General features: G+C 71.1%; 20 protein-coding genes. 13 read left to right on the plus strand and 7 right to left on the minus strand.

The genetic code is table 11. The features are described 5' to 3' along the window. Positions 1-260: 260 nt before the first annotated feature. The 7 genes from AB0J09_RS12635 to AB0J09_RS12665 all read left to right on the plus strand — a co-directional run bounded on the left by AB0J09_RS12635 (position 261) and on the right by AB0J09_RS12665 (position 7,228). On the plus strand, positions 261-1,541 hold the full coding sequence (locus tag AB0J09_RS12635) for an extracellular solute-binding protein (RefSeq protein WP_360689272.1): 1,281 nt from the start codon (positions 261-263) through the stop codon (positions 1,539-1,541). After that, positions 1,538-2,485: a sugar ABC transporter permease gene (locus tag AB0J09_RS12640; RefSeq protein WP_360689274.1), complete on the plus strand. Its 948-nt coding sequence runs from the start codon at positions 1,538-1,540 to the stop codon at positions 2,483-2,485. Before AB0J09_RS12635 ends, AB0J09_RS12640 begins: the two co-directional genes overlap by 4 nt. Further along, the gene (locus AB0J09_RS12645) at positions 2,478-3,299 is read left to right on the plus strand and encodes a carbohydrate ABC transporter permease (RefSeq protein ID WP_360689276.1); all 822 of its coding nucleotides are present in this window, start codon (positions 2,478-2,480) and stop codon (positions 3,297-3,299) included. Before AB0J09_RS12640 ends, AB0J09_RS12645 begins: the two co-directional genes overlap by 8 nt. 26 nt (positions 3,300-3,325) lie before the next feature. Further along, positions 3,326-4,816: a glycoside hydrolase family 43 protein gene (locus tag AB0J09_RS12650; RefSeq protein WP_360689308.1), complete on the plus strand. Its 1,491-nt coding sequence runs from the start codon at positions 3,326-3,328 to the stop codon at positions 4,814-4,816. 67 nt (positions 4,817-4,883) lie between these two features. Next, positions 4,884-6,089 (plus strand): cytochrome P450, encoded by a 1,206-nt coding sequence (locus AB0J09_RS12655; protein ID WP_360689278.1) that lies wholly within the window; start codon positions 4,884-4,886, stop codon positions 6,087-6,089. A 7-nt stretch (positions 6,090-6,096) separates the two neighbouring features. Then, the gene (locus tag AB0J09_RS12660) at positions 6,097-6,774 is read left to right on the plus strand and encodes a helix-turn-helix domain-containing protein (RefSeq protein ID WP_360689310.1); all 678 of its coding nucleotides are present in this window, start codon (positions 6,097-6,099) and stop codon (positions 6,772-6,774) included. 82 nt (positions 6,775-6,856) lie between these two features. Continuing rightward, the gene (locus AB0J09_RS12665; RefSeq protein ID WP_360689280.1) at positions 6,857-7,228 is read left to right on the plus strand and encodes a helix-turn-helix domain-containing protein; all 372 of its coding nucleotides are present in this window, start codon (positions 6,857-6,859) and stop codon (positions 7,226-7,228) included. A 26-nt stretch (positions 7,229-7,254) separates the two neighbouring features. Here AB0J09_RS12665 and AB0J09_RS12670 read toward each other — a convergent pair whose 3' ends face one another. Next, on the minus strand, positions 7,255-8,181 hold the full coding sequence (locus AB0J09_RS12670) for a TIGR03619 family F420-dependent LLM class oxidoreductase (RefSeq protein WP_360689282.1): 927 nt from the start codon (positions 8,179-8,181) through the stop codon (positions 7,255-7,257). Positions 8,182-8,350: 169 nt separating this feature from the next. On the opposite strand from AB0J09_RS12670, the gene AB0J09_RS12675 reads away from it, so the two are divergent. The 6 genes from AB0J09_RS12675 (at position 8,351) to AB0J09_RS12700 (ending at position 16,251) form a co-directional block, all read left to right on the plus strand. Next, complete coding sequence (locus AB0J09_RS12675) at positions 8,351-11,362, plus strand: NEW3 domain-containing protein (protein ID WP_360689284.1); 3,012 nt, start codon at positions 8,351-8,353, stop codon at positions 11,360-11,362. Between the two features lie 77 nt (positions 11,363-11,439). Further along, entirely contained in the window at positions 11,440-11,649 is a 210-nt protein-coding gene (locus tag AB0J09_RS12680) for a hypothetical protein (protein ID WP_360689286.1), read from the plus strand. Positions 11,650-11,814: 165 nt separating this feature from the next. Next, positions 11,815-13,107 carry a CoA transferase gene (locus tag AB0J09_RS12685; protein WP_360689288.1) on the plus strand — a complete coding sequence of 431 codons (1,293 nt, stop codon included), beginning with the start codon at positions 11,815-11,817 and terminating at the stop codon, positions 13,105-13,107. 6 nt (positions 13,108-13,113) lie between these two features. After that, positions 13,114-13,854 (plus strand): 3-oxoacyl-ACP reductase FabG, encoded by a 741-nt coding sequence (gene fabG / locus AB0J09_RS12690; protein WP_360689290.1) that lies wholly within the window; start codon positions 13,114-13,116, stop codon positions 13,852-13,854. Continuing rightward, positions 13,851-14,711, plus strand: coding sequence for a MaoC family dehydratase N-terminal domain-containing protein (locus AB0J09_RS12695; protein ID WP_360689292.1), 861 nt, complete (start codon positions 13,851-13,853; stop codon positions 14,709-14,711). Before fabG ends, AB0J09_RS12695 begins: the two co-directional genes overlap by 4 nt. Then, complete coding sequence (locus AB0J09_RS12700) at positions 14,704-16,251, plus strand: acyl-CoA dehydrogenase family protein (protein WP_360689294.1); 1,548 nt, start codon at positions 14,704-14,706, stop codon at positions 16,249-16,251. The genes AB0J09_RS12695 and AB0J09_RS12700 overlap by 8 nt, the downstream gene beginning before the upstream one ends. A 59-nt stretch (positions 16,252-16,310) precedes the next feature. Here the strand turns inward: AB0J09_RS12700 and AB0J09_RS12705 are convergent, their stop codons facing one another. From AB0J09_RS12705 to AB0J09_RS12730, 6 genes are all read right to left on the minus strand, one after another. Continuing rightward, positions 16,311-17,501, minus strand: a complete 1,191-nt coding sequence (locus tag AB0J09_RS12705) for an ABC transporter permease (protein WP_360689296.1) — start codon at positions 17,499-17,501, stop codon at positions 16,311-16,313. A 13-nt stretch (positions 17,502-17,514) separates the two neighbouring features. Further along, on the minus strand, positions 17,515-18,180 hold the full coding sequence (locus AB0J09_RS12710) for an ABC transporter ATP-binding protein (protein ID WP_360689298.1): 666 nt from the start codon (positions 18,178-18,180) through the stop codon (positions 17,515-17,517). Beyond that, positions 18,177-19,274: a peptidoglycan-binding protein gene (locus AB0J09_RS12715; protein ID WP_360689300.1), complete on the minus strand. Its 1,098-nt coding sequence runs from the start codon at positions 19,272-19,274 to the stop codon at positions 18,177-18,179. The genes AB0J09_RS12710 and AB0J09_RS12715 overlap by 4 nt, the downstream gene beginning before the upstream one ends. Next, a complete protein-coding gene (locus AB0J09_RS12720) occupies positions 19,271-19,780 on the minus strand; it encodes a hypothetical protein (protein WP_360689302.1) in 510 nt (169 codons plus the stop codon). The genes AB0J09_RS12715 and AB0J09_RS12720 overlap by 4 nt, the downstream gene beginning before the upstream one ends. Further along, positions 19,777-20,595 (minus strand): ABC transporter permease, encoded by an 819-nt coding sequence (locus AB0J09_RS12725; protein WP_360689303.1) that lies wholly within the window; start codon positions 20,593-20,595, stop codon positions 19,777-19,779. Before AB0J09_RS12725 ends, AB0J09_RS12720 begins: the two co-directional genes overlap by 4 nt. Position 20,596: 1 nt before the next feature. Beyond that, on the minus strand, positions 20,597-20,804 hold a 208-nt coding region (locus AB0J09_RS12730; RefSeq protein WP_360689305.1), incomplete at its 5' end, for a hypothetical protein.

A 20,804-nucleotide genomic window follows, 5' to 3' on the forward strand; every position in this document is an offset into this window, starting at 1 on the left:
GCTTAGAGTCCCCGATTAACGATCGGGCCTGTAATCGAAAGTTTCAGGCGCTCTCGGACCCCTTCGAAGGAGCGCAGCATGCATCGGATCTCGGTCCTCCTGCTCGTCGGAGCCGTCATCCTCGCCCTCACCGCGCCCGTTCTTCCCCGGCGAGGGCGCCGCGCTGCCGTACGACGAGATCTTCCACAAGAAGCCCGCCTACCACGCCATCGCGACCGCGCTCCGCTCCTGACCTCGATCCCCACTGGAAGAGAACAACCGTGAAGCTCCGTATCGCAACCCCCGCCGTGCTCGCCGCGGCCATCGCCCTGACCGCCACCGCCTGCGGAGGCAGCAGCGGCAGCACTCCGTCGCAGCCGTCGGGCGACGGCAAGTCGTTCGAGTTCTGGTCGTTCTCCGGGATCGACCAGAAGGCCTCGGTCGACGAGTACCAGAAGGCCAACCCGGGCGTGCAGGTCAAGCTCACCGAGGTGGGCAGCTCGACGGAGACGGCGCAGGCGCTGACCACCGCGCTGGCCGGTGGCAAGGTCCCCGACCTCGTGCTCATCCAGGGGGACGACCTGCCGAAGTTCGTGCAGCAGCCGCAGAACTTCTACGACCTGCGGCAGCTCGGCGCGGACAAGATCAAGGGCGACTACCTGGACTGGGTGATCAGCCAGCCCACCGCCAAGGACGGCTCGATCATCGGCATCCCGACGGACGTGGGCGGCATGGCCGTGGCCTACCGGACGGACCTGTTCAAGGAGGCCGGGCTGCCGACCGACCGCGAGGAGGTGGGCAAGCTCTGGCCCACCTGGGACGCGTTCATCGAGACCGGCAAGAAGTATGTCGCCAAGACCGGCAAGGCGTTCGTGGACAACGCGTCCACCAGCGTGTTCTACCAGGCGGTCAACCAGGGGCCGCAGAAGTACTACGACCCGTCCGGCAACGTCGTCTACAGCACCAGCCCGCAGGTCAAGACGGCCTTCGACCTGGCGATCAAGGCCATGCAGGCCGGGATCACGGCCAAGCAGAGCTCGTTCACCGACGGGTGGAGCGCGGGCATGAGCAAGGGGCAGTTCGCGGTGATCTCCGCGCCGTCGTGGATGCTGGGCTCGATCCGCAGGACCGCCCCCGACACCAAGGGCAAGTGGGACATCGCCACGATCCCCGGCGGGGCCGGCAACTGGGGCGGCAGCTACCTGGCCATCCCCAAGGGCGCCAAGAACGCCAAGGCCGCCTGGGACTACATCACCAAGACCCAGTCGCCGCAGGGCCAGCTCGCGCACTTCCTGAACGCCGGCTCGCTGCCCACGACCCCGTCGGTCTACCAGGACCCCAAGCTCACCGGGCAGAAGGACGAGTTCTTCTCCGGCGCGCCGATCGGGAAGATCTACACCGACTCCCTGCTCGGGCTCAAGCCGTTCTACATCGGCCCCGACAGCTCGGCCATCGGCCAGGAGCTCCAGAACGCCCTCAACAACGTCGAGCTGGGCAAGGGTGACGCCGCCAAGGCCTGGGACACGGCGCTGGCCAACACCAAGACGGCGATCGGCAAGTGACGGCGACTCTCGAGACGGTCGCGGTGACGCCCGCGCTCACGACACGGGTGCGGCAGAGCATCGGTGAGCGCATCGCCCCGTACGCCTACATCGCGCCGTTCTTCCTGATCTTCGCGGTGTTCGGGCTGGTCCCCCTGCTCTTCACGTTCTACGTCGCGCTGTTCGACTGGAACCCCATCGGCGAGCACGTCTTCATCGGCTTCGACAACTTCAGCCGCCTGTTCGGCGACCCCCGGTTCTGGAACGCCCTCCGGAACACCATCAGCATCTGGGTGTTGTCCACCGTCCCGCAGCTGGTGATCGCGCTGGGCGTGGCGCACCTGCTCAACCAGGCCCGGCTGCGGCTGGCGGTGTTCTTCCGGATGTCGATGCTGGTGCCGTACGTCACCTCGGTGGCGGCCACCGCGATCGTCTTCGCCCAGATGTTCGACCGTGACTACGGCCTGCTCAACTGGCTGCTGGGCTTCGCCGGCATCGGGCCGATCGACTTCAAGCAGTCGGTGTGGGGCAGCCACCTGCTGATCGCCGTCATGGTGACGTGGCGCTGGTTCGGCTACACGACGCTGCTCTACCTGGCCTCGCTGCAGGCGATCCCGCGTGCGATCTACGAGGCGGCGTCGGTGGACGGCGCGGGCGGGTGGAAGCAGTTCCGCCACATCTCGATCCCGTCGCTGCGGCCGGTCATCGTCTTCACGGTCGTGACCTCGACGATCGGCGGCCTGCAGATCTTCACCGAGCCCCTGCTGATGGGCCGCTCCTCGTACACCTGCGGGCCGATCCGGCAGTGTCAGACTCTCACGTTGTTCCTGTACGAGCAGGGCTTCGGCCAGTTCCAGTTCGGCTACGGCGCGGCCATCGGCGTGGCGCTGTTCGTCCTGATCATCGCCGTCGCCACGCTCAACTACTTCCTGTCCACCCGCACCCGCCGGAGCAATCATGAATGACCGGGTCCGCTGGTGGGCCTACCTGCTGCTCGGCCTGGCCGCGCTCGCCTGCCTCTTCCCGCTGTACTGGATGTTCGTGGTGGCCACCACCGACTCGGCGACCGCCACCCAGCTGCCGCCCGAGATCGTGCCGGGCGGCAACTTCTTCCACCTGGCCGGGCTGGTGTTCTCGACGGTGCCGTTCGTGCGCTCGATCGTCAACAGCCTGATCGTGGCCGGGACGCTCGGCGTAGGGCAGGCGCTGTTCTGCTCGCTGGCCGGCTTCGCCTTCGCCAAGCTCCGCTTCCCGGGCCGCAACGTGCTGTTCCTGATCGTGGTGCTGACCATGACCGTGCCGACGCAGCTCGCGGTCATCCCGCAGTACATGATCATCTCGTCCCTGAACTGGGTCGACACGTTGCAGGCGCTCATCGTGCCCGGCCTGGCCAACGCGTTCGGCATCTTCTGGATGCGCCAGCACCTGTCCTCGACGATCAGCGACGAGATCCTGCAGGCCGCCCGCATCGACGGGGCGACCAGCTGGCAGATCTTCTGGCGCATCGCGTTCCCGCTGGTGCGGCCGGCCGCCTTCGTGCTCGGGCTGCTCGGCTTCGTCACCTCCTGGAACGACTTCCTGTGGCCGTTCATCGTGCTGAAGTCGCCCGAGATGTACACCGCGCAGATCGCCATCAAAGCGCTGCAGAACAGCTTGGACGTCGACCTCGGTCTGGCCATGTCCGGTTCGTTCCTGGCCACCCTGCCGCTGCTGGTGCTGTTCGTCTTCGTCGGGAGGCGCATGGTGGCCGGGATCATGGACGGCGCCTTCAAGGGCTGACTTTCCGAAAGGTCTTTTACGTGCAGATGTACGACAACCCGGTGGTGGCGGGGTTCTACCCGGACCCCAGCGTGTGCCGGGTCGGCGAGGACTACTACCTCGTCTGTTCCAGCTTCGAGTACGTCCCCGGCGTGCCGATCTTCCACAGCCGGGACCTGGTGCACTGGCGGCAGATCGGCAACGTGCTCGACCGGCCCTCGCAGCTGGACCTGCCCGCGGACGTGCCCGCCTCGGGCGGTATCTTCGCGCCGACGATCCGCCACCACGACGGCCGCTTCTACATGATCACCACCAACGTGAGAGCGGGCGGCAACTTCCTCGTCACCGCCGAACGCCCCGAAGGCCCCTGGTCCGACCCGGTCTGGATCGACCTGCCCGGCGTCGACCCCGACCTGGCCTGGGACGAGGACGGCTCGTGCTGGTGCACCACCTCGGGCAACCAGGTGGCGCGCATCGACCCGGCCGGCGGCAAGGTTCTGGAGGGGCCGTACCCGATCTGGTCGGGCACCGGCGGGAAATATCCGGAAGCGCCGCACCTCTACCAGGTGGACGGCTGGTGGTACCTGCTCATGTCCGAAGGCGGCACCGAGCGCGGCCACGCCGTGTCGATCGCCCGCGCCCGCTCACCGCGCGGGCCCTTCGAACCCGGGCCGGTCAATCCCATCCTGACGCACCGCGGTACCAACCGGCCGATCCAGAGCACCGGACACGCCGACCTCGTGCAGGCCGCCGACGGCACTTGGTGGATGGTCCTGCTCGGCACCCGCCCGCGCGGCTACACGCCCGAGTACCAGGTACTCGGGCGGGAGACCTTCCTCACCCCCGTGCGGTGGGAGGACGGCTGGCCGGTCGTGGGTCCCGTCAAGGAACGCCACCCCGCGCCCGCCGCCTGGCACCCTCTGCCCGAGGAGCCGTACCGCGACGACTTCGACGCCGGCGCGCTCGCGCCGCACTGGATCTCGCCGCGCAGCCGCCCCGACGGGTCCTGGTCGCTGGACGCCCGTCCCGGCTGGCTGACCCTGCACGCCACCGGCCCGACCCTCGACCGGGCCGGCCACACCTTCGTGGGGCGCCGCCAGCAGCACCACGACTGCCGCGTCGCCGCCCGCCTGGATCCCGGATCCGGCACGGCCGGCCTGTCCGTGCGCCTGGACGAGGCCCACCACTACGACCTGGAGGTGGGCGAGGGGCGGGCGCGGGTGATCGCGCGCATCGGCCCGCTGCGCCAGTGCGTGGCCGAGCGACCGGTCCCGCCCGGGCCGATCACCCTGACCCTCGACATCCGTACCCGCGACATCCTGCCGCCCACCGCGATCGAGCCGATGGGTGTCGAAGGCAGGGGACCGGACACCATCGCCTTCTCCGCCGACGGCGCTCTCCTGGCCTCGCTGGACGGGCGGTACCTGTCCACGGAGGTGGCGACCGGCTTCACGGGACGGGTGATCGGCATGTACGTCACGGAAGGGAGCGCCGGCTTCGACTGGTTCGACTACCAGCCGGTGAACCAGAATATTTAAGGTCCTTGCCTTATTAAGGCGGTCTCCTTATTGTTGGCGGTGACTCGTCAACGACATAGGGGGCGTCATGACCGAAACCATGCCCGAATACCCCTTCCCTCGGACGACGGCCATGGAGCCGCCGCAGGAGTGGGCCGAGTTGCAGTCCCGCTGTCCCGTGGCCCACGTGCGGCTGCCCAGCGGCGACTCCGCGCAGCTGCTGACCCGCTACGACGACGTCCGTTCGGTGCTCACGGACACGCGCTTCCAGCGCGGAGGCGAGGGCGCCGCGCGGGTGTCCACGACGGAGGACGGCGGGATCTTCTCCCGCAGCGGCAACACGAGATTCAGGGAGGGCGAGGACCACCTGCGGTGGCGGCGGCTGCTCAGCAAGTCCTTCACCATCCGCAAGATGGAGGCGTGGCGGCCCCGGGTGCAGGGGATGGCCGACGAGCTCGTCGACGACCTGCTGAAGTCCGGCTCACCGGCCAACCTGTCGGTCCAGCTGGGGCTGCCGCTGCCGGTGCGGGTCATCTGCGCCCTGGTCGGCGCCCCCAGCCAGGACCAGGACAAGTTCGCGCACTGGTCGCAGGTCATGCTGACGCTGACGCGCTACACGCAGGAGGAGGTGCGGCAGACGTACGAGGAGTTCGGCGCGTACGTCTCCGCCCTGGTCGACGAGAAGCGGGCGAACCCCGGCGACGACCTGCTCAGCGAGCTGACCCAGATCTCCGACAGCGAGGACGGCAGGCTCAGCCACGAGGAGCTGATCAGCACCGTGATGGCGCTGCTGCTGGCCGGGCACGAGACCACCTCCAACATGATCGCCATCATGGCGGCGATGCTGCTGGCGGAGCCGGAGCGCTACCAGGCGGTCATCGAGGACCCCGAGCTCATCCCGGGCGCCGTCGAGGAGGTCCTGCGGCTCGACACCACGCTCAGCGTGATCGGCTTCCCCCGGGTCGCCACCGAGGACAGCGAGTTCAGCGGCACTCCCGTGCCCGCGGGCAGCACCGTGATCCCGTGCCGGCCCGCGGCCAACCGGGACCCGCGCAAGTTCGACGACCCGGAACGGTTCGACCCTCGCCGCGACAACGCCAACCAGCACCTGAGCTTCGGCGCGGGCCCGCACTACTGCCTCGGCCAGCCGCTGGCCCGCCTCGAGCTGCAGGTCGTGCTCGGTACACTCATCCGCCGGCTGCCCACTCTGCGCCTGCGCGACAGCGCCGACGAGTTGCGCCTGCGCACCGGGCTGCTGTCGGGCGGGCTCCAGGACGTCTGGGTCACGTGGTGATCTCGTGATGCCGCTGCAGGCGTCCGCGCGTTCGCTGATCGCCAGGGGCGCGATCATGCGTGCGGCGGAGCGCCTGTACGCCACCGATGGCTTCGCCGGGGTGTCGATCCGGCAGATCGGCGAAGCCGCCGGGCAACGCAACAAGTCCGCGGTGCAGTACCACTTCACCGGGCGTGACGAGCTCGTCAAAGCCATCCTGGCCGAGCACGCCGAGGCCATGGAGCGGCACCGGGTGGCGATGATGAGCCGCCTCGGCGAGCCGGGGGAGATGGCGCTGGAGGACAAGATCCGGTGTGTCGTGCTGCCCCACATCGAGCACCACATCGACCTGGGCGTCCCCTCCTGGTACGGGCGCTTCCTCGGTCAGGTCGTCGTCGAGCCCGCCCTGCGCGAGTACGCCGTCCGCGCCAACCTCGAGACGCCGTCCCTGCGCCGCCTGTACGACGCCACCCACGGGCAGGGGGAGCCCGACCCCTGCAGGCGCGCACAGCGCGAGGCGATGAGCCGCGTGCTCATCGTGCACATGTGCGCCGAACTGGAAGGCGATCTGGCCACCGGTCACACCGCCGAGCACGCCGCCGCGTCCTGGCGGCGACTGGGCGAGCGCCTCGTCAGGGCCGTCTGCGGGCTGCTCGGCGCCCTGCGCGCGGACCCTCGGGCCTCTGACCGGACCGGCCCAAGGTGACTCGGCAGCACGGCGCCGGGGGCCGGCCGGTCCGCCACGGCACGCCTGCTCGGGCGTATTACCAGCAGGTAGGCTGAGGGCCATGGCCGAACACGTCTCCGGGAGCGTCGCCTCGGACGAGAGCCCGCGGAGCCTTTCCTGCGACCTGCAGTTCGCGGACGTGTTCAAGGTGCTTGGCAAGCGCTGGAACGGCATGATCATCGTCGCTCTGATGGAGCGGCCGGCGCGGTTCAGCGAGCTCGCGAAGGCGATCTCCGGGATCACCGACGGCATACTCGCCGACCGTCTTCGCGAACTGATGGCGGCCGGGCTCGTCGAGCGCCAGCTGGCGGACGGCCCGGCCACTGCGGTCCTCTACCGGCTCACCCCCGTCGGCGAGGACCTGCGCGGGGCCTTCCAGGAGCTCCACGCCTGGGCCGCCCGTAACAACATCAGCGAGCTCTGCGGCCCCTGAGCCGTCGGGGGTGGACGCGGTCCCGGCTACCGGCGGGCCAGGTCGATGAGCTCGGCGTAGAGGGCGAGCGTCTCGTCGATCCCGCTCACCCCGCCTTCCTGCTCGCGGCCCGAGGCGGCGAACAGGACGTGGTCGACGCCGGTGCCCTCGAGTGAGGCCAGGTCGTCGGCGATCTGCCGCGGGGAGCCGCCCAGGAACGGCCGGTCGTCGCCCAGCGGCTCGGCGGTGAGCGGCACGTTGGCCCGCGCGACCACGGTGACCGACTCGGGGTCACGGCCCAGCTCCCCGACGGCCGACCGGTACGCCTTGGTCAGGTCGATCAGCGTCTCGCGCGAGAGCACCACCGGGTTGAGGCCGTCGGCGATGCGGGCGGCCCGCCGCATGCCGGCCGGTGTCATGGAGCCGAGCAGGATCGGTATATGTGCCTGCACCGGCTTGGGGTTGATCTGCGACTCGGCGATGTGGGTGAACTCGCCGTCGTACGAGACGGGGTCCGGCCCCCAGCAGGCCCGCATGGCGGCGATGACCTCGTCCATGCCGCGCCCGATCCGGCTCATCGGCACGCCGGCCGCGTCGAACTCCTGCGGCATCCAGCCCTGGCCGAGCCCGGCGATCAGCCGGCCGCCGCTGAACTGGTCGAGGGTGGCGAACCGTTTGGCCAGGACGGCCGCCGGGTGCAGCAGGGCGTCGACGATGCTGGTGCCGAGCTTGATCCGCTCCGTGATGGCGGCCACGTAGCTCAGCGTCTCCAACGGCTCGTAGACGACCCGGTAGACCTCGGGCACCGGCTGCGGCTCACCCCCGCCCATCGAAATGGGCGCGGTCGGCCGCAGCAGCCGCTCATAGGTCCACACTGAGTCGTAGCCGAGCCGTTCCGCCTCACGTGCGACGCGGGCGATGTTGGCGGGACCGGCCAGCGGTCCAGAGGTAGGCAGGGCGATACCTAGTTCCATGTCCGCAGACTACTCTGTTTTTTGTAGTTAGCTAGGCAATTTGTAGCCGTGATGTCGGCTCGCGTTCCTGGACAGATCTTGCGCTTTCGCTCGCGACTGGTCAATATGTGGGCAATATCGGTCAGATCCGATCGCGTATAGGGATCGAATCCGAACGCTTGAGGTGACCATGAGACGCACGGCTGTGGCGCTCGCGATGCTCGCGGCGCTGGTCGCGCCGACCGCCCTGACCCTCACCCCGGCGAACGCCGCCACTCCGACGCCCCCGCCGGCATACCCCGAGGCCGGCCCGGGCACCGCCTTCCTCGACCACCGGGCCCTGCTGGCCGGGTACGCCGAGCCGGAGTGGTACGAGGCGAACATCCCCTTCCTGGAGGTGCCCGACCGGGAGATCCAGGACGTCTACTACTACCGCTGGAGCACCTACAAGCGGCACATCCGCTACACCGACTCCGCGACCGGCGACATCATCACCGAGTTCCACAACGCCCCCGGCTACGCCGCGCCGCTCGGCGGCATCGTCGCCGCCGCGGGCCACCACGTTTACGAGGGCCGCTGGCTGCGCGACACCCGCCCGCTCGACGACTACCTCACCTACTGGCTGCAGGGCCCCGGCAAGAGCCCCAAGCCGAAGGAGGAGTACCTCAACAAGGACACCGACGACTGGGCGCACGAGTACGCCTGGTGGGCCGCCGACGCCGCCTACCAGCGCTATCTCGTCACCGGCGACGCGTCCTTCGTCGAGAACCTGCTCCCCGACCTGGTCCGCCAGTACGACAAGTGGGGCGGCCAGTACGACAAGGACCTGGGCCTGTACTGGTCGGTGCCGGTGTGGGACGCGATGGAGTACACCGCCTCCTCCTACGAGACCGACCCGGCCGATCCCTACCACGGCGGCGCGGGCTACCGGCCGACGCTCAACGCCTACCAGTACGGCGACGCCAGGGCGATCGCCGCCATCGCCCGGATGCGCGGCGACCGAGCCCTGTCCGGAACGTTCGAGCAGCGGGCCGCCTCGCTGCGCGACGCGCTGCACCGCTATCTGTGGGACTCGGAGCGGCAGTTCTTCTACCACAAGGCCCGCGCCGACCTGGACCCGCAGCGGAAGCTGGTCTCCACGAGGGAGCAGATCGGGTTCGTGCCGTGGGCGTTCGGCATGGCCAAGCCCGGGACCGAGAAGGCGTGGGCGCAGCTGCTGGACCCGCAGGGGTTCGCCGCGCCGTACGGGCCGACCACGGCCGAGCGGCGCAGCCCCTTCTTCATGCGGGACGCGCTCGGCGGCTGCTGTCACTGGGACGGCCCGAGCTGGCCGTACTCCACCTCGACCACGCTCACCGCCATGGCCAACCTGCTCAACGACCGCGACCAGGACGTGGTCACCGCCGCCGACTACTACCGGATGCTGCGCGGCTACGCGCTCACCCAGTACAAGGACGGCCACCCGTACGTCGCCGAGGCGCACCACCCCGACGAGCCGCGCTGGATCTACGACGCGCGGGGGCACAGCGAGCACTACAACCACTCCACCTTCAACGACCTGGTGATCAGCGGCCTGATCGGGCTGCGCCCGCAGGCGGACGGCGAGGTCGTGGTGAACCCGCTGGCGCCCGCGGAGTGGGACCACTTCGCGCTGGAGAACGTTCCCTACCACGGGCACAACGTGACGGTGCTGTGGGACCGCGACGGCACGAGGTACGGCCAGGGCAAGGGACTGCGCGTCTACGTGAACGGCAGGCTCGCCGCCGCGCGGCCCGCGCTCGGCGAGCTGACCGCCCGCGTGCCGGCCGCCGTCGCGCCCGACCGCTCCTCGCGTCCCGGCAATGACGCCGCCAACCCGTACGGAACCGGCTACCCCAAGCCGTTCGCGTCGTACACCAACGGCATCGACAACGTGTGGGACGCGGTGGACGGGCAGATCTTCTACGACGACATCCCGCACAGCCGGTGGACCAACTACCGCTCCCCGAACCCCGAGGACCATCTCGGCGTGGACTTCGGCGTGCCGACCCAGGTGAGCGACGTGCGGTTCTACGCCTACGACGACGGGGGCGGGGTGCGGGCGCCGGCGTCGTACCGGCTGGAGTTCTGGGACGGGGCGGCGTGGCGGGAGGTGCCGGGCCAGGCGCGCACGCCGCGAGAGCCGAGCGCGGCGCTGAACCGGATCACGTTCCCCGCCCTGACCACGACCAGGATCCGGCTGGTGTTCGGCAACCCGCCCGGCGCGTACGTCGGCGTCACCGAGCTGCAGGCGTGGTCGCCCGCCGCGGGCGACACCCGGCTGGACGCGGCCGTCACCGAGCAGGGCGTGCCCGCCGTGGTGACCGCCACCTTCGCCAACGACGGCCGCAAACCCGCCACCCACGTCAAGGTGACGCCCGCCGTGCCGCCGGGCTGGTCGGCCGAGCCGCTCGGACACGCGGAGACGCCGGTGGTGCGGCCCGGCGGCCGGTTCGCGGTGCGCTGGCGGGTGACGCCGCCGCCCGGGATCCCACCGCGCCCGGACGCCCACCCGGTGCGCGCCTTCGCGACGTACGACCGGTCGGCGCGGGCCGCCAGCGCGTACGCGCACATGGAGGTGCCGCTCGACCCCGCCTCCTACCCGAAGGTCGAGGCCCAGGACGCGTTCACCGCTGACACCTCGGCGGGCTACACCGTGCACCAGCCCTTCGACGGCGAGGCCAGGCCGGCGACCTCGGCCGGCGGCGGCCGGTTCGCGGGCAGCGGCACGCAGCCCTTCTTCGGAATGGTCGCGGGCCCGGCGGGGCCGTCGTCGGCCGACGCGATCAGCGTGGTGACGGTCGGCTCGTTCGCCGGGACCGGCAGCCCGGAGGACAGCGTGTTCGTGGGCTGGGTCAAGGACCGGGACACCTACGTGACCGCCTGGTACAACAACACTCGCAAGCGGTCCGGCATCAACGTGCGGGTCGGCGGCCGCTTCCTGGACACGCCCGGCGGCGCGCCACTGACGCTCGCGCCGGGCGACCGCTTCGCGCTGGTGCTGTCCGGCGACACCATCACCTCCTTCGCCCACACGGGCGGTCAGTGGCATCGGCTCAGCACGGCCGGCATCGGCGCCACGCTGGCCACGCCGCAGGCCCGCGAGGGCTTCCGGTACGGCTTCGGCCTGCGCGCCACCTCCGGCACGATCACGATCGCCGGTTTGGAGGGCCGCGCCGCCTAGCCGCCGACCGGTCCCGCCGCACCAGCCGCGCCCTTCGAGCACCCGGGCCCGCGCCGCCCGCCACCGTCGGCGCCGCCGTGCTCACGATGGACCCGGAGCTGGTCGTCCTGGGCGGCGGCCTGTTGGGCGCGGGCGAGCTGCTGGCCGCGCCCCTGCGCGAGGAGCTCGCCGAGCTCTGCCTCTTCCCCGTGCGCGTGGAGACCTCGGAGCTGGGCGGCGAGTCCGTCGCACTCGGCGCGGTGCGCCTGGCGCTCGACCACGTCGAGCACGCGATCTTCGGCGTGTGACCCACCCTGTGGGCGTGGTACGGTCGGCGCTCGACCGGGATCGAGGAGCGCGGGCGGCCATGCGTCGCCGCCCTTGGCGAGCGCCGCGGCGGCACACTCACCATCCTCTGACTCCCAGTGGGATCATGGCGTTTGCCGGACATGGTCACCAAGGAGACAGGGCCGATGACGGATACCTCCGCGCCACGGCGCTCGCGCCCGCTGCGCGGCATGCGGATCGTCGAGATCTCGACGTACGTGGCCACCCCGCTGAGCGGGATGACGCTGGCGCAGCTGGGCGCCGACGTGATCCGGATCGAGCCGATCGGCGGCGCCCCCGACCGCACCCGCTGGCCGCTGGCCGAGAGCGGGACGAGCCTGTACTGGTCCGGGCTCAACAAGGGCAAGCGCGCCATCGAGGTGGACCTGTCGTCCGAGCAGGGCCGCCGGCTCGTCGCCGACCTGATTGTCAGCGGCGGGCGGCGGGGCGGGATCGTGATCGTCAACTCGGAGCGATACCCGGAGCTCGCTTTCGACGCGTTGCGTGAGCGCCGCCCCGACGTGATCCACGTGCTGCTCACCGGCCGCAGGAACGGCGAGACCGCGGTGGACTACACCGTCCAGGCGGCCACGGGCTTCCCCCTGCTGACCGGCTCGGAGGAGGCTGCGCAGCCGGTGAACAACGTGGTGCCCGCCTGGGATCTCGCCGCCGGCCTCTACCTGGCCGTCGGGCTGCTGGCGGCGGAGCGGCACCGCCTGCTGACGGGCGAGGGGCAGCAAGTACGGGTCGCCCTGGAGGACGTCGCCCTGGCGACCGCCGGGAGCCTCGGTTACCTCGCCGAGGCGCAGCTGAGCGACACTCCGCGCGAGCGCGGCGGCAACTACATCTATGGCACCTTCGGCCGCGACTTCGCCACCGCCGACGGCGGGCGGCTCATGGTGGTGGCGCTCACCGCCCGGCACTGGCGGGACCTCCTCGCCGCGACCGGCCTCACCGGCGTGGTCTCCGCGCTGTCCGCCGCGCTCGGGGTGGACAGCGGCGAGGAGCCGGAGCGCTACCGGCACCGAAAGCTGCTCGGCGACCTGCTCGCCGGCTGGTTCGGGACACGTACCCTCGCCGAGGCCGAGTCGGCGCTGCGTGCCACCCGCGTGCTGTGGTCGACGTACCGGAGCTTCGCCGAGCTGGCGGCCCTGCTGCCCGAGAGCCCGCTGATGGGGAAGGTCACGCAGCCAGGGATCGGCGAGCACTGGGCGCCGGGGTCGCCCGTGGTGATGGACGGGGAACAGACGCTGCCCGAGGCGTCGCCGCAGGTCGGCGAGCACACCGGCGAGGTGCTGCGGGCCGAGCTCGGGCTGTCCGCCGCGGACCTCGCGAAGCTGCGGGAGAACGGCGTCATCCGGGACGCGGGCGGGCATCAACGAGATCGCGACCCAGGCGATCGCGCGGAACACCACGAAGAGACGAACGAGAGAAGCTGATCATTCATGACGCTGCTCGCCGACAAGACCGCGGTCGTCACCGGCGGCGCCCAGGGCATCGGCCTGGCCATCGCGGAGGTCTTCGTCAGGGAAGGCGCGAAGGTCGTACTCGGCGACCTGAACCTGGACGCCGCTGAGGCGGCGGCCAAGGAACTGGGCGGTCCCGCGATGGCCCGGGCGGTGCGGTGCGACGTCACGAACGCCTCCGACGTGGACGCCCTGATCGGGACCGCTCTGGAGGCCTTCGGCTCGCTGGACGTCATGGTCAACAACGCCGGGATCACCCGCGACGCCACGATGCGGACGATGACCGAGGAGCAGTTCGACCAGGTGGTCGAGGTGCACCTCAAGGGCACCTGGAACGGCACGCGCAAGGCGGCCGCGATCATGCGGGAGCAGAAGAGCGGCGCGATCGTGAACATCTCCTCGCTGTCGGGGAAGGTCGGCATGGTGGGCCAGACCAACTACTCCGCCGCCAAGGCCGGCATCGTCGGCCTGTCCAAGGCCGCCGCCAAGGAGCTGGCACACCACGGCGTGCGGGTCAACGTCATCCAGCCTGGCCTGATCCGTACGGCCATGACCGAGGCGATGCCGCCGAAGGCATGGGACCAGAAGATGGCCGAGATCCCGATGCAGCGCGCGGGCGAGGTGCACGAGGTCGCCACCGTCGCGCTGTTCCTGGCCTCCAGCCTGTCCTCCTACATGACGGGCACGGTGCTGGAAGTGACCGGCGGACGGTTCATGTGAGCTGGGAACCGCACACCGTCACCACGACCGAGACGCTCGACCCCCATCCCGTGGCGGCGCTGTCGGCGCTGTTCGACGACGGCATGCCCGCGGCCGGCCCGGGAGACGCCCTGCCGCCGCTGTGGCACTGGCTCGCGCTGTCCCGCTGGCCGGTCTCGTCCGCGCTCGGGGCGGACGGTCACCCGGCGCGCGGGTCGTTCCTCCCTCCGGTGGAGCTGCCGCGGCGGATGTTCGCGGGCGGCGAGGTCGTCTTCCACGCCCAGCTCGCGGTGGGGAGCACGGTACGCCGCGAATCGTCCGTGGAGTCGGTCACCGAGAAGTCCGGGCGCTCGGGCAAGCTGGTCGTCGTGGTGGTCGCCACCCGCCTGTACGACGAGAGCGGCCGGCTCGCGATCGAGGAGCGGCAGGACCTCATCTACCGCGACTCCGGAGCCGTCCCGTCCGCGGCGGAGCCGGCCGTCCTGGACCCGGCAGGCGCACCCCTCACCCGGGCCGGGGAGTGGGCCTGGAATCTCACCACGGACCCGACGCTGCTGATGCGGTTCAGCGCGGCGACGTCCAACCCCCACCGCATCCACTACGACTGGCCGTACGTCACCCGCGTCGAGGGCTATCCCGGCCTGGTGGTGCACGGCCCGCTGATGACGCTCGCCCTGGTGGAGGTGCTGCGCCTGGAGGGGTGCCCCGGCCGGGTGCTGCGCATGCGCCACAGGAACCGCAGGCCCCTGTTCTGCGGCCGGCCCGCGCTGCTGCGGCGGGTCGAGGATGCCGAACCGCTCACTCTGGGCGTGTTCGGCCCGGACCCCGAGCCCCACAGCACCTTGACGATCGAGTGGGAAGGTGCCGGCCATGTCTGACGCGGCCACCCGCGCGCGGGCCGTCGTCGACGTGCTGCGGTCCGTCGTCGCCGGGGCGGCGGCGCACATCGCGCCGGCGAACCAGGACCAGGCGGTGGCCTACGACGTGGCGTCGATCTCGTCGGCGGTCGCGGCGGCCGCCGAGCTCCTCGAGCACGACGCGGACCTGGCGCTGCTGTACGCCGCCGACGTCGCCGCGGACCTGGCCGGCCGGATGACCGGCAGGGAGTCCCTGTGGGGCGTGGGCAGGTCGGCACTGGACGGCATCGAGGCCCACCTCGCCGCCGGACGCGACCCTGCCTTCCTGGACCGCGTGGCCGAGCGGGTGATGGCCACCCGCGAGGCGGGACCCCGGCACCTGTCCGACGAGCTGCAGCTGGTCCGCTCCGCCTTCCGGGAGTTCGCCGAGGACCGGGTGGTCCCGGTCGCGGACCGGATCCACCGCGACGACGAGGACATCCCGGCCGGCATCATCGACGGGCTCGCGGACATGGGCTGCTTCGGGCTGTCCATCCCGGCCGCGTATGGAGGCGGCGCCGAGGGTGACGAGCTGCTCAGCATGGTGGTGGTGACCGAGGAACTGTCCCGCGCCTCCCTCGGCGCCGCCGGCTCGCTCATCACCCGCCCTGAGATCATCGCCACCGCGATCAACCGGGGCGGCACGGAGGAGCAGAAGCGGCGCTGGCTGCCGCTGATCGCCTCGGGGGAGAGGCTCTGCGCGGTCGCGGTGACCGAGCCCGACCACGGCTCCGACGTCGCCGCGATCACCACCAACGCGACCCGGGACGGCGACGAATGGGTGCTGAACGGCGTCAAGACCTGGTGCACCTTCGCCGGCCGCGCGCATTACCTCCTGGTCCTGGCCCGCACCGGTCCGTCCGGTCACCGGGGCCTGTCGCTCTTCGTGGTCGAGAAGCCGTCCTTCTCCGGTCACGAATGGCGGCTCACCCAGGAGGGCGGCGGGACCGTCGAGGGGCGGGCGATCCGTACCCTCGGCTACCGGGGCATGCACTCGTTCGAGGTCCGCTTCGACCACTGGCGCGTCCCCGCGGTCGACCTGATCGGCCTGGACGAGGGCCTCGGCCGCGGCTTCTACCTGCAGATGCAGGCGTTCGCCAACGCGCGGCTGCAGACCGCCGCCCGAGCCGTCGGGGTCATGCAGGCGGCGCTCGAACTCGCCGTCGACTACGCGCGGCAGCGGTCGGTCTTCGGCCGCTCGCTCGCCGGCTACCAGCTGACCCGCACCAAGATCGCCAGGATGGCCGCGTTGATCGCCGCGTGCCGGGCCTTCGCGTACGCGGCGGCCCGCGCCGTGGCGGCCGGCGACGGTCAGCTGGAGGCCGCGCAGGTGAAGCAGCTGGCCTGCCGGGCGGCCGAATGGGTCACCAGGGAGGCGCAGCAGCTGCACGGCGGCTACGGGTACGCGGAGGAGTACAGCATCTCGAGGCTGTTCGTCGACGCCCGGGTGCTGTCCATCTTCGAGGGCGCCGACGAGGTGCTGGCCCTGCGTGTCATCGCCCGCCGGCTGGCGAAGCCCTGACCCGCCGCCGCGCCGGCCGGCTCCCCGTCTGAGCCCGGCCCCGCCGTACTCGGCGGCTGCTAGGTGCTCAGTGCCACGGTCGGGGGGACGCGGGCCGCGCGGAGCGCCGGATAGATGCCGGCCAGCGCGCCGATCACCACCGTGATGCCCAGTCCGCCGCCCAGCGCCCACAGCGGCACCACCGTCGGCAGCCCGTTGAGCTGTGCGTAGACGAACGTGGCCAGCGCCCCGAGCAGCACCCCCGCCCCGCCGCCGAAGGCCGACAGCAGCAGCGCCTCGACCAGGAACTGGTTGCGCACCTGAGCCCTGGTGGCGCCGAACGACCTGCGCAGGCCGATCTCCCTGCGCCGCTCCAGCACGGCGACCACCATCGTGTTGGCCACCCCCACCCCGCCGACGAACAGGGCGACCGCCCCCAGCCCGAGCATGAGCCCGGTGAACGCGCCCGCCGCGGCGGCCTTGGCCTTCAACGCGTCCGACGGCCGGCTCACCTTGGCCTCGTTCGGGCTCTCCGGGCTGACCGTGCGGGCCAGCATCCCACGCACGCTCTCCACCGCCTCGTCGGCCGAGCGTTCGTAGACGGTGGTGGGGTGGCCGTCGTGGTTCAGGTACTCCTTGGCCGCGGGAAAGCCCACCAGCGCCGATCGCTCGATCTCCTCGGCCAGCGGCATCTTGTCCAGGACGCCGATGACCGTGAACCACCTGTTGTCGATCCAGACCTGGGCGTTGGGGGTGAGCAGGCCGAGCCGTTCGGCGGCCACCGCGCCCAGCACCACCACGGGCTGGCGTTCGGTGGCGGCGTTGAGCCAGGTGCCCTGGCGTACCCGGCCGTCGATGGTGGTGAGCAAATCGAGGCTGGTGGCCTGGACCGTGATGCCCAGGGAGATGCCGCTGGGGATGAGGTCGTTGCGGCGGACCGTGGTGCCGGTCTCGGCCGTCTGGCTGGCGCTGGTGACGCCGTCGATGCGCTTGACCATCTCGGCCGCGTTCTTGGGGAGCTTGACCTTGTCGCCGAAGAGGCTGTCGCCCGGGGAGACCCTGAGCAGGTTGGTGCCGAGCTCGTCGAGCTGGCGCAGGAGTTTCTCCTGGCTTGAGGCGGAGATGCCGACCACCGTGACCATGGTGGCGATGCCGATCGCGATGCCGAGCGCGGCGAGGATCGCCCGGGCCGGTCTGGCCCGCAGGCCCGAGGTGCCGAGCCTGGCCATGTCCGTCGGCCGCAGCCGCGCCGGGCGCAGCGCCGTACTCATAGAGCCCCCGCCGTCATGAGACCTCGGATCTGACCAGGCCGTCGCGTACGCGGATGCGGCGCGGGCAGGCCATGGCCACCTCGGCGTCGTGCGTGATGATCGCGACGGTGATGCCCCGCGCGTTCAGCGTCCGGAACAGCGACAGCACCTCGGCGCCCGCCTCGGAGTCCAGGTTGCCGGTGGGCTCGTCGGCGAGCAGCAGCGGAGGCCGCCCCGCCACGGCGCGGGCGACCGCCACCCGCTGCATCTGCCCGCCGGACAGCTGGTTCGGCCGGTGCCCCAGTCGGTGGGACAGACCCACCAGGTCGAGCGCGGCCTCGGCCCGCTCCCGCCGCTGCCGCCTGGACAGGCCGGTGTAGAGCAGGCCGTCGGCCACGTTGTCCAGCGCGGACAGGCTGGGGGAGAGGTGGAACTGCTGGAAGACGAAGCCGATGAAGCGGGCGCGCAGCGCCGAGAGCTGGCTGTCGGACAGCGTGCTCACGTCGTAGCCGGCCACCCGTACGGTGCCGGAGGTCGGCCGGTCGAGGGTGCCCGCGATCTGCAGGAGCGTGGACTTGCCCGAACCGGACGGGCCGACGATGGAGACCATCTCGCCCTTGCGGATGGTCAGGTCCACGTTGCGGAGGGCGTGCACCCGGCCGTAGGTCTTGCTGACCCCGCGGATCTCCAGGACGTTCACCGGCCCGACACCGTCACCTTCATGCCCTCGGCCAGTCCGGGGCCGCTCACCTCGACCCGGCCGTTGCCGAACGCGCCGGTCTGCACCGGCACCCGCCTGCCCACGCCCTGATCGACGATCTCGATGCCGTAGCCGCCTGTGGGCAGCGCCAGCAGCGCCTCCACCGGCACGGTGAGCACGTTCTCGGCCCGCTGCCTGGCCAGCTCGACGGTCACCGGCGCCTCGTCGAGCGAGCCGAGCGACTTGGCGGCGACCTTGATCTCCACCTCGACAGTGGCGCCCTTCTCTTGGTTGGCGGAGCCCTTGGCCAGCTTGGCCACCTTCGCCACCAGGCTGATCCTGCCGGTGACGCTCTTGCCGTCGGCCAGCTTGACGGTGACCTTCCTGCCCTTCTTGGCGATGTCCTGCTTGTCGGCGTCCAGGTCGATGCGGACCAGGCGGTCGGTGGCGGTGATGTCCAGGATCGGCCGCAGGGCACTGACCTGGTCGCCGACCTCCACGTCGGTCTTGCTGACGCGGACGGCCTCGGACTGGAAGACGACGTCCGCCGGGGTCACCTTCCCGGTCCGCTCCATGCCGTTCTTCTTCTGCCACCGCCGTACGGCACGGGCCGTCGCGTCCGTGAAGCGGTTGTCCACCGTCACGCCGCGGCCGAACCCGAGGGCACGCAGGTTCTGCTCGAGCTGCTTGACGTCCGGGCCCTTCTTGACCCCGTCCCGCAGCGTCCGGTACGCGGGGAGCTTGCCGTACATGAGGACGCGGGGGCGGCGGTCCACGGCGTAGAGGCTCTGGCCACGCTTGATGACCTCGCCCTCGTCGGGCAGGCTGGTGATCGTCCCGGTGGACGCGGCCTTGATCGTACGGCTGTCCGCGTAGGTGAGCTTCCCGTCCACGCTCTCCTTGTCCACCAGGTCGCCACGGGTGATCTCCTTGGTGGTGGCGGAGACCGGGCGTGCGGTCGGGGTGGGAGCCACCTTCGCCTGCGGACCGGCGTCGAACAGCGCCGCCGAGGCGAACACGCCGCCCGCGGTGACCGCGCTGCCGACGACCACGGTGCCCAGGGCGGCCACGACTCCCTTGAGTCCTCCGTTCACTGGGTGCCCCCCTGTCCGGGCAGCAGCTTGACGCAGGATTCCGCCGCCTTCCGCAGCTTGGGGTCGTTGGCGTCGAGCTTGGGGTTGACCTGCGGCGGGTCGGGCATGTCGATGCCCTGCTCCCGCATGCACCGGGCGTACTGGATGAGCTGGTCGCGGGTCTTGGGGTCGTCGAGAGGGTTCGGGATCTGCGAGGTGTACTTCTCGCATGCCTTCAGCGCCTTCTCCATGGTGGCCTGGTCCCCGGTGTACTTCCACGTCTTGTCCTCGGGGGAGCCGGGGTCGGGCACGTCGATGCCGTTCTGGCGCAGGCACTGGGCGACCTTGAGCAGCGCGTCGTCGGGATCGACCGTGCTCGCCGGCGTCGCCTTGGGCGCGGTCTGCCTGGCCGCGGCCTCCTGCGGGGTGCCGGCGATGGCGATCGCTATGGGGTTGCGCTCGTCGCGCTGGGCGCACCCGCCGACCAGCAGGGCGAGCGCGACCGTACCTATCAGGACTCTTCTCATGAAGCACCGTCCCAGTCGAAGACGCGCCTGGTCACGACGTTCACGACGACGGCGGTCGCGAGCAGCCCGGCCACGGCCGGCCAGGTGTCCGACAGCCGCCCCTGGTAGGCCGCGAAGAGGAAGTCGTTGAGCTGGGCCAGCGGGTTGACCGTGGTGACCTGGTAGAACCACGGCGCCACGCCCTCCCAGCCCTCGCGCGGCACGCCCAGCCCGCTGCCGAGGAACAGCAGCGCGAAGCAGAGCGGCGCGGCGATCCGGGCCCCGGTGCGCGACATCCGCAGGCCGCCGAGCAGCAGCCCGGCGCTGACCGAGCAGTACGTCACCGCCAGCAGCGCCCCTGCCAGGTACAGCGGGTGCCAGGAGCGGGGCGGGCCGTAGACGATGAAGGTGACGACCATGAAGAGCACCGTGGACGCCACCACCAGCGCACCGGCCACGATCGCCTGCGCCGTGAGGTACGACCCGCCCCGCATGGGGCTGCGCCGCAGCCGCCTGAGCATCCCGGTGGCCCGCACCTCCGACAGGTGCAGCGTGAGCACCAGGATCCCGGCCGCGGCGGCGACGGTCCCCGCCATCTCGGGCAGCAGCCGGTCGATGACCCTGACCCCCGGCATCGCGCCGAACTCGATCGTGGGGAAGCGGAAGCCGATGACCAGCATCAGCACCAGCAGCACCGCGAACGGCAGGGCGAGCACGGCCAGGAGCACGACCGGCGTGCGCAGCAGCAGCGTCACCTGCGCGCGGACCAGGGTCCACACCGTCCCGGTCCTCCGCACGCCGACCGCAGGCCGTTCCGCCAAGACTGTTCCCGCCATCTCACGCCTCCAAAGCGGCCGGCTCGGGTACGGCGGACAGCGTGAGGTAGGCGTCCCTGAGTGTGGGCGGGCGGATCGACCAGACCCGGTCACCGCTCATCGGCGACAGCTCCTGGATCGCCGCCTCCAGCGCCTGGCGCGAGCCGTACAGGTAGGTGGCCGCGGCGCAGGGCAGCACGCGCACGTCGTGGAGCCGGTCCACCCGCAGG

Source organism: Nonomuraea sp. NPDC049784, assembly GCF_040659615.1.
In the GTDB taxonomy this organism is placed as follows: domain Bacteria; phylum Actinomycetota; class Actinomycetes; order Streptosporangiales; family Streptosporangiaceae; genus Nonomuraea.

Excerpts from the sequence above, each read along its gene's own strand:
- AB0J09_RS12685 (WP_360689288.1), top strand. The coding sequence starts at position 11,815 with ATGACGGATACCTCCGCGCCACGGCGCTCGCGCCCGCTGCGCGGCATG.
- AB0J09_RS12665 (WP_360689280.1), top strand. The coding sequence starts at position 6,857 with ATGGCCGAACACGTCTCCGGGAGCGTCGCCTCGGACGAGAGCCCGCGG.
- AB0J09_RS12655 (WP_360689278.1), top strand. The coding sequence starts at position 4,884 with ATGACCGAAACCATGCCCGAATACCCCTTCCCTCGGACGACGGCCATG.
- AB0J09_RS12675 (WP_360689284.1), top strand. The coding sequence starts at position 8,351 with ATGAGACGCACGGCTGTGGCGCTCGCGATGCTCGCGGCGCTGGTCGCG.
- fabG (WP_360689290.1), top strand. The coding sequence starts at position 13,114 with ATGACGCTGCTCGCCGACAAGACCGCGGTCGTCACCGGCGGCGCCCAG.
- AB0J09_RS12645 (WP_360689276.1), top strand. The coding sequence starts at position 2,478 with ATGAATGACCGGGTCCGCTGGTGGGCCTACCTGCTGCTCGGCCTGGCC.
- AB0J09_RS12660 (WP_360689310.1), top strand. The coding sequence starts at position 6,097 with ATGCCGCTGCAGGCGTCCGCGCGTTCGCTGATCGCCAGGGGCGCGATC.
- AB0J09_RS12700 (WP_360689294.1), top strand. The coding sequence starts at position 14,704 with ATGTCTGACGCGGCCACCCGCGCGCGGGCCGTCGTCGACGTGCTGCGG.
- AB0J09_RS12725 (WP_360689303.1), bottom strand. The coding sequence starts at position 20,595 with ATGGCGGGAACAGTCTTGGCGGAACGGCCTGCGGTCGGCGTGCGGAGG.
- AB0J09_RS12650 (WP_360689308.1), top strand. The coding sequence starts at position 3,326 with ATGTACGACAACCCGGTGGTGGCGGGGTTCTACCCGGACCCCAGCGTG.
- AB0J09_RS12670 (WP_360689282.1), bottom strand. The coding sequence starts at position 8,181 with ATGGAACTAGGTATCGCCCTGCCTACCTCTGGACCGCTGGCCGGTCCC.
- AB0J09_RS12705 (WP_360689296.1), bottom strand. The coding sequence starts at position 17,501 with ATGAGTACGGCGCTGCGCCCGGCGCGGCTGCGGCCGACGGACATGGCC.
- AB0J09_RS12720 (WP_360689302.1), bottom strand. The coding sequence starts at position 19,780 with ATGAGAAGAGTCCTGATAGGTACGGTCGCGCTCGCCCTGCTGGTCGGC.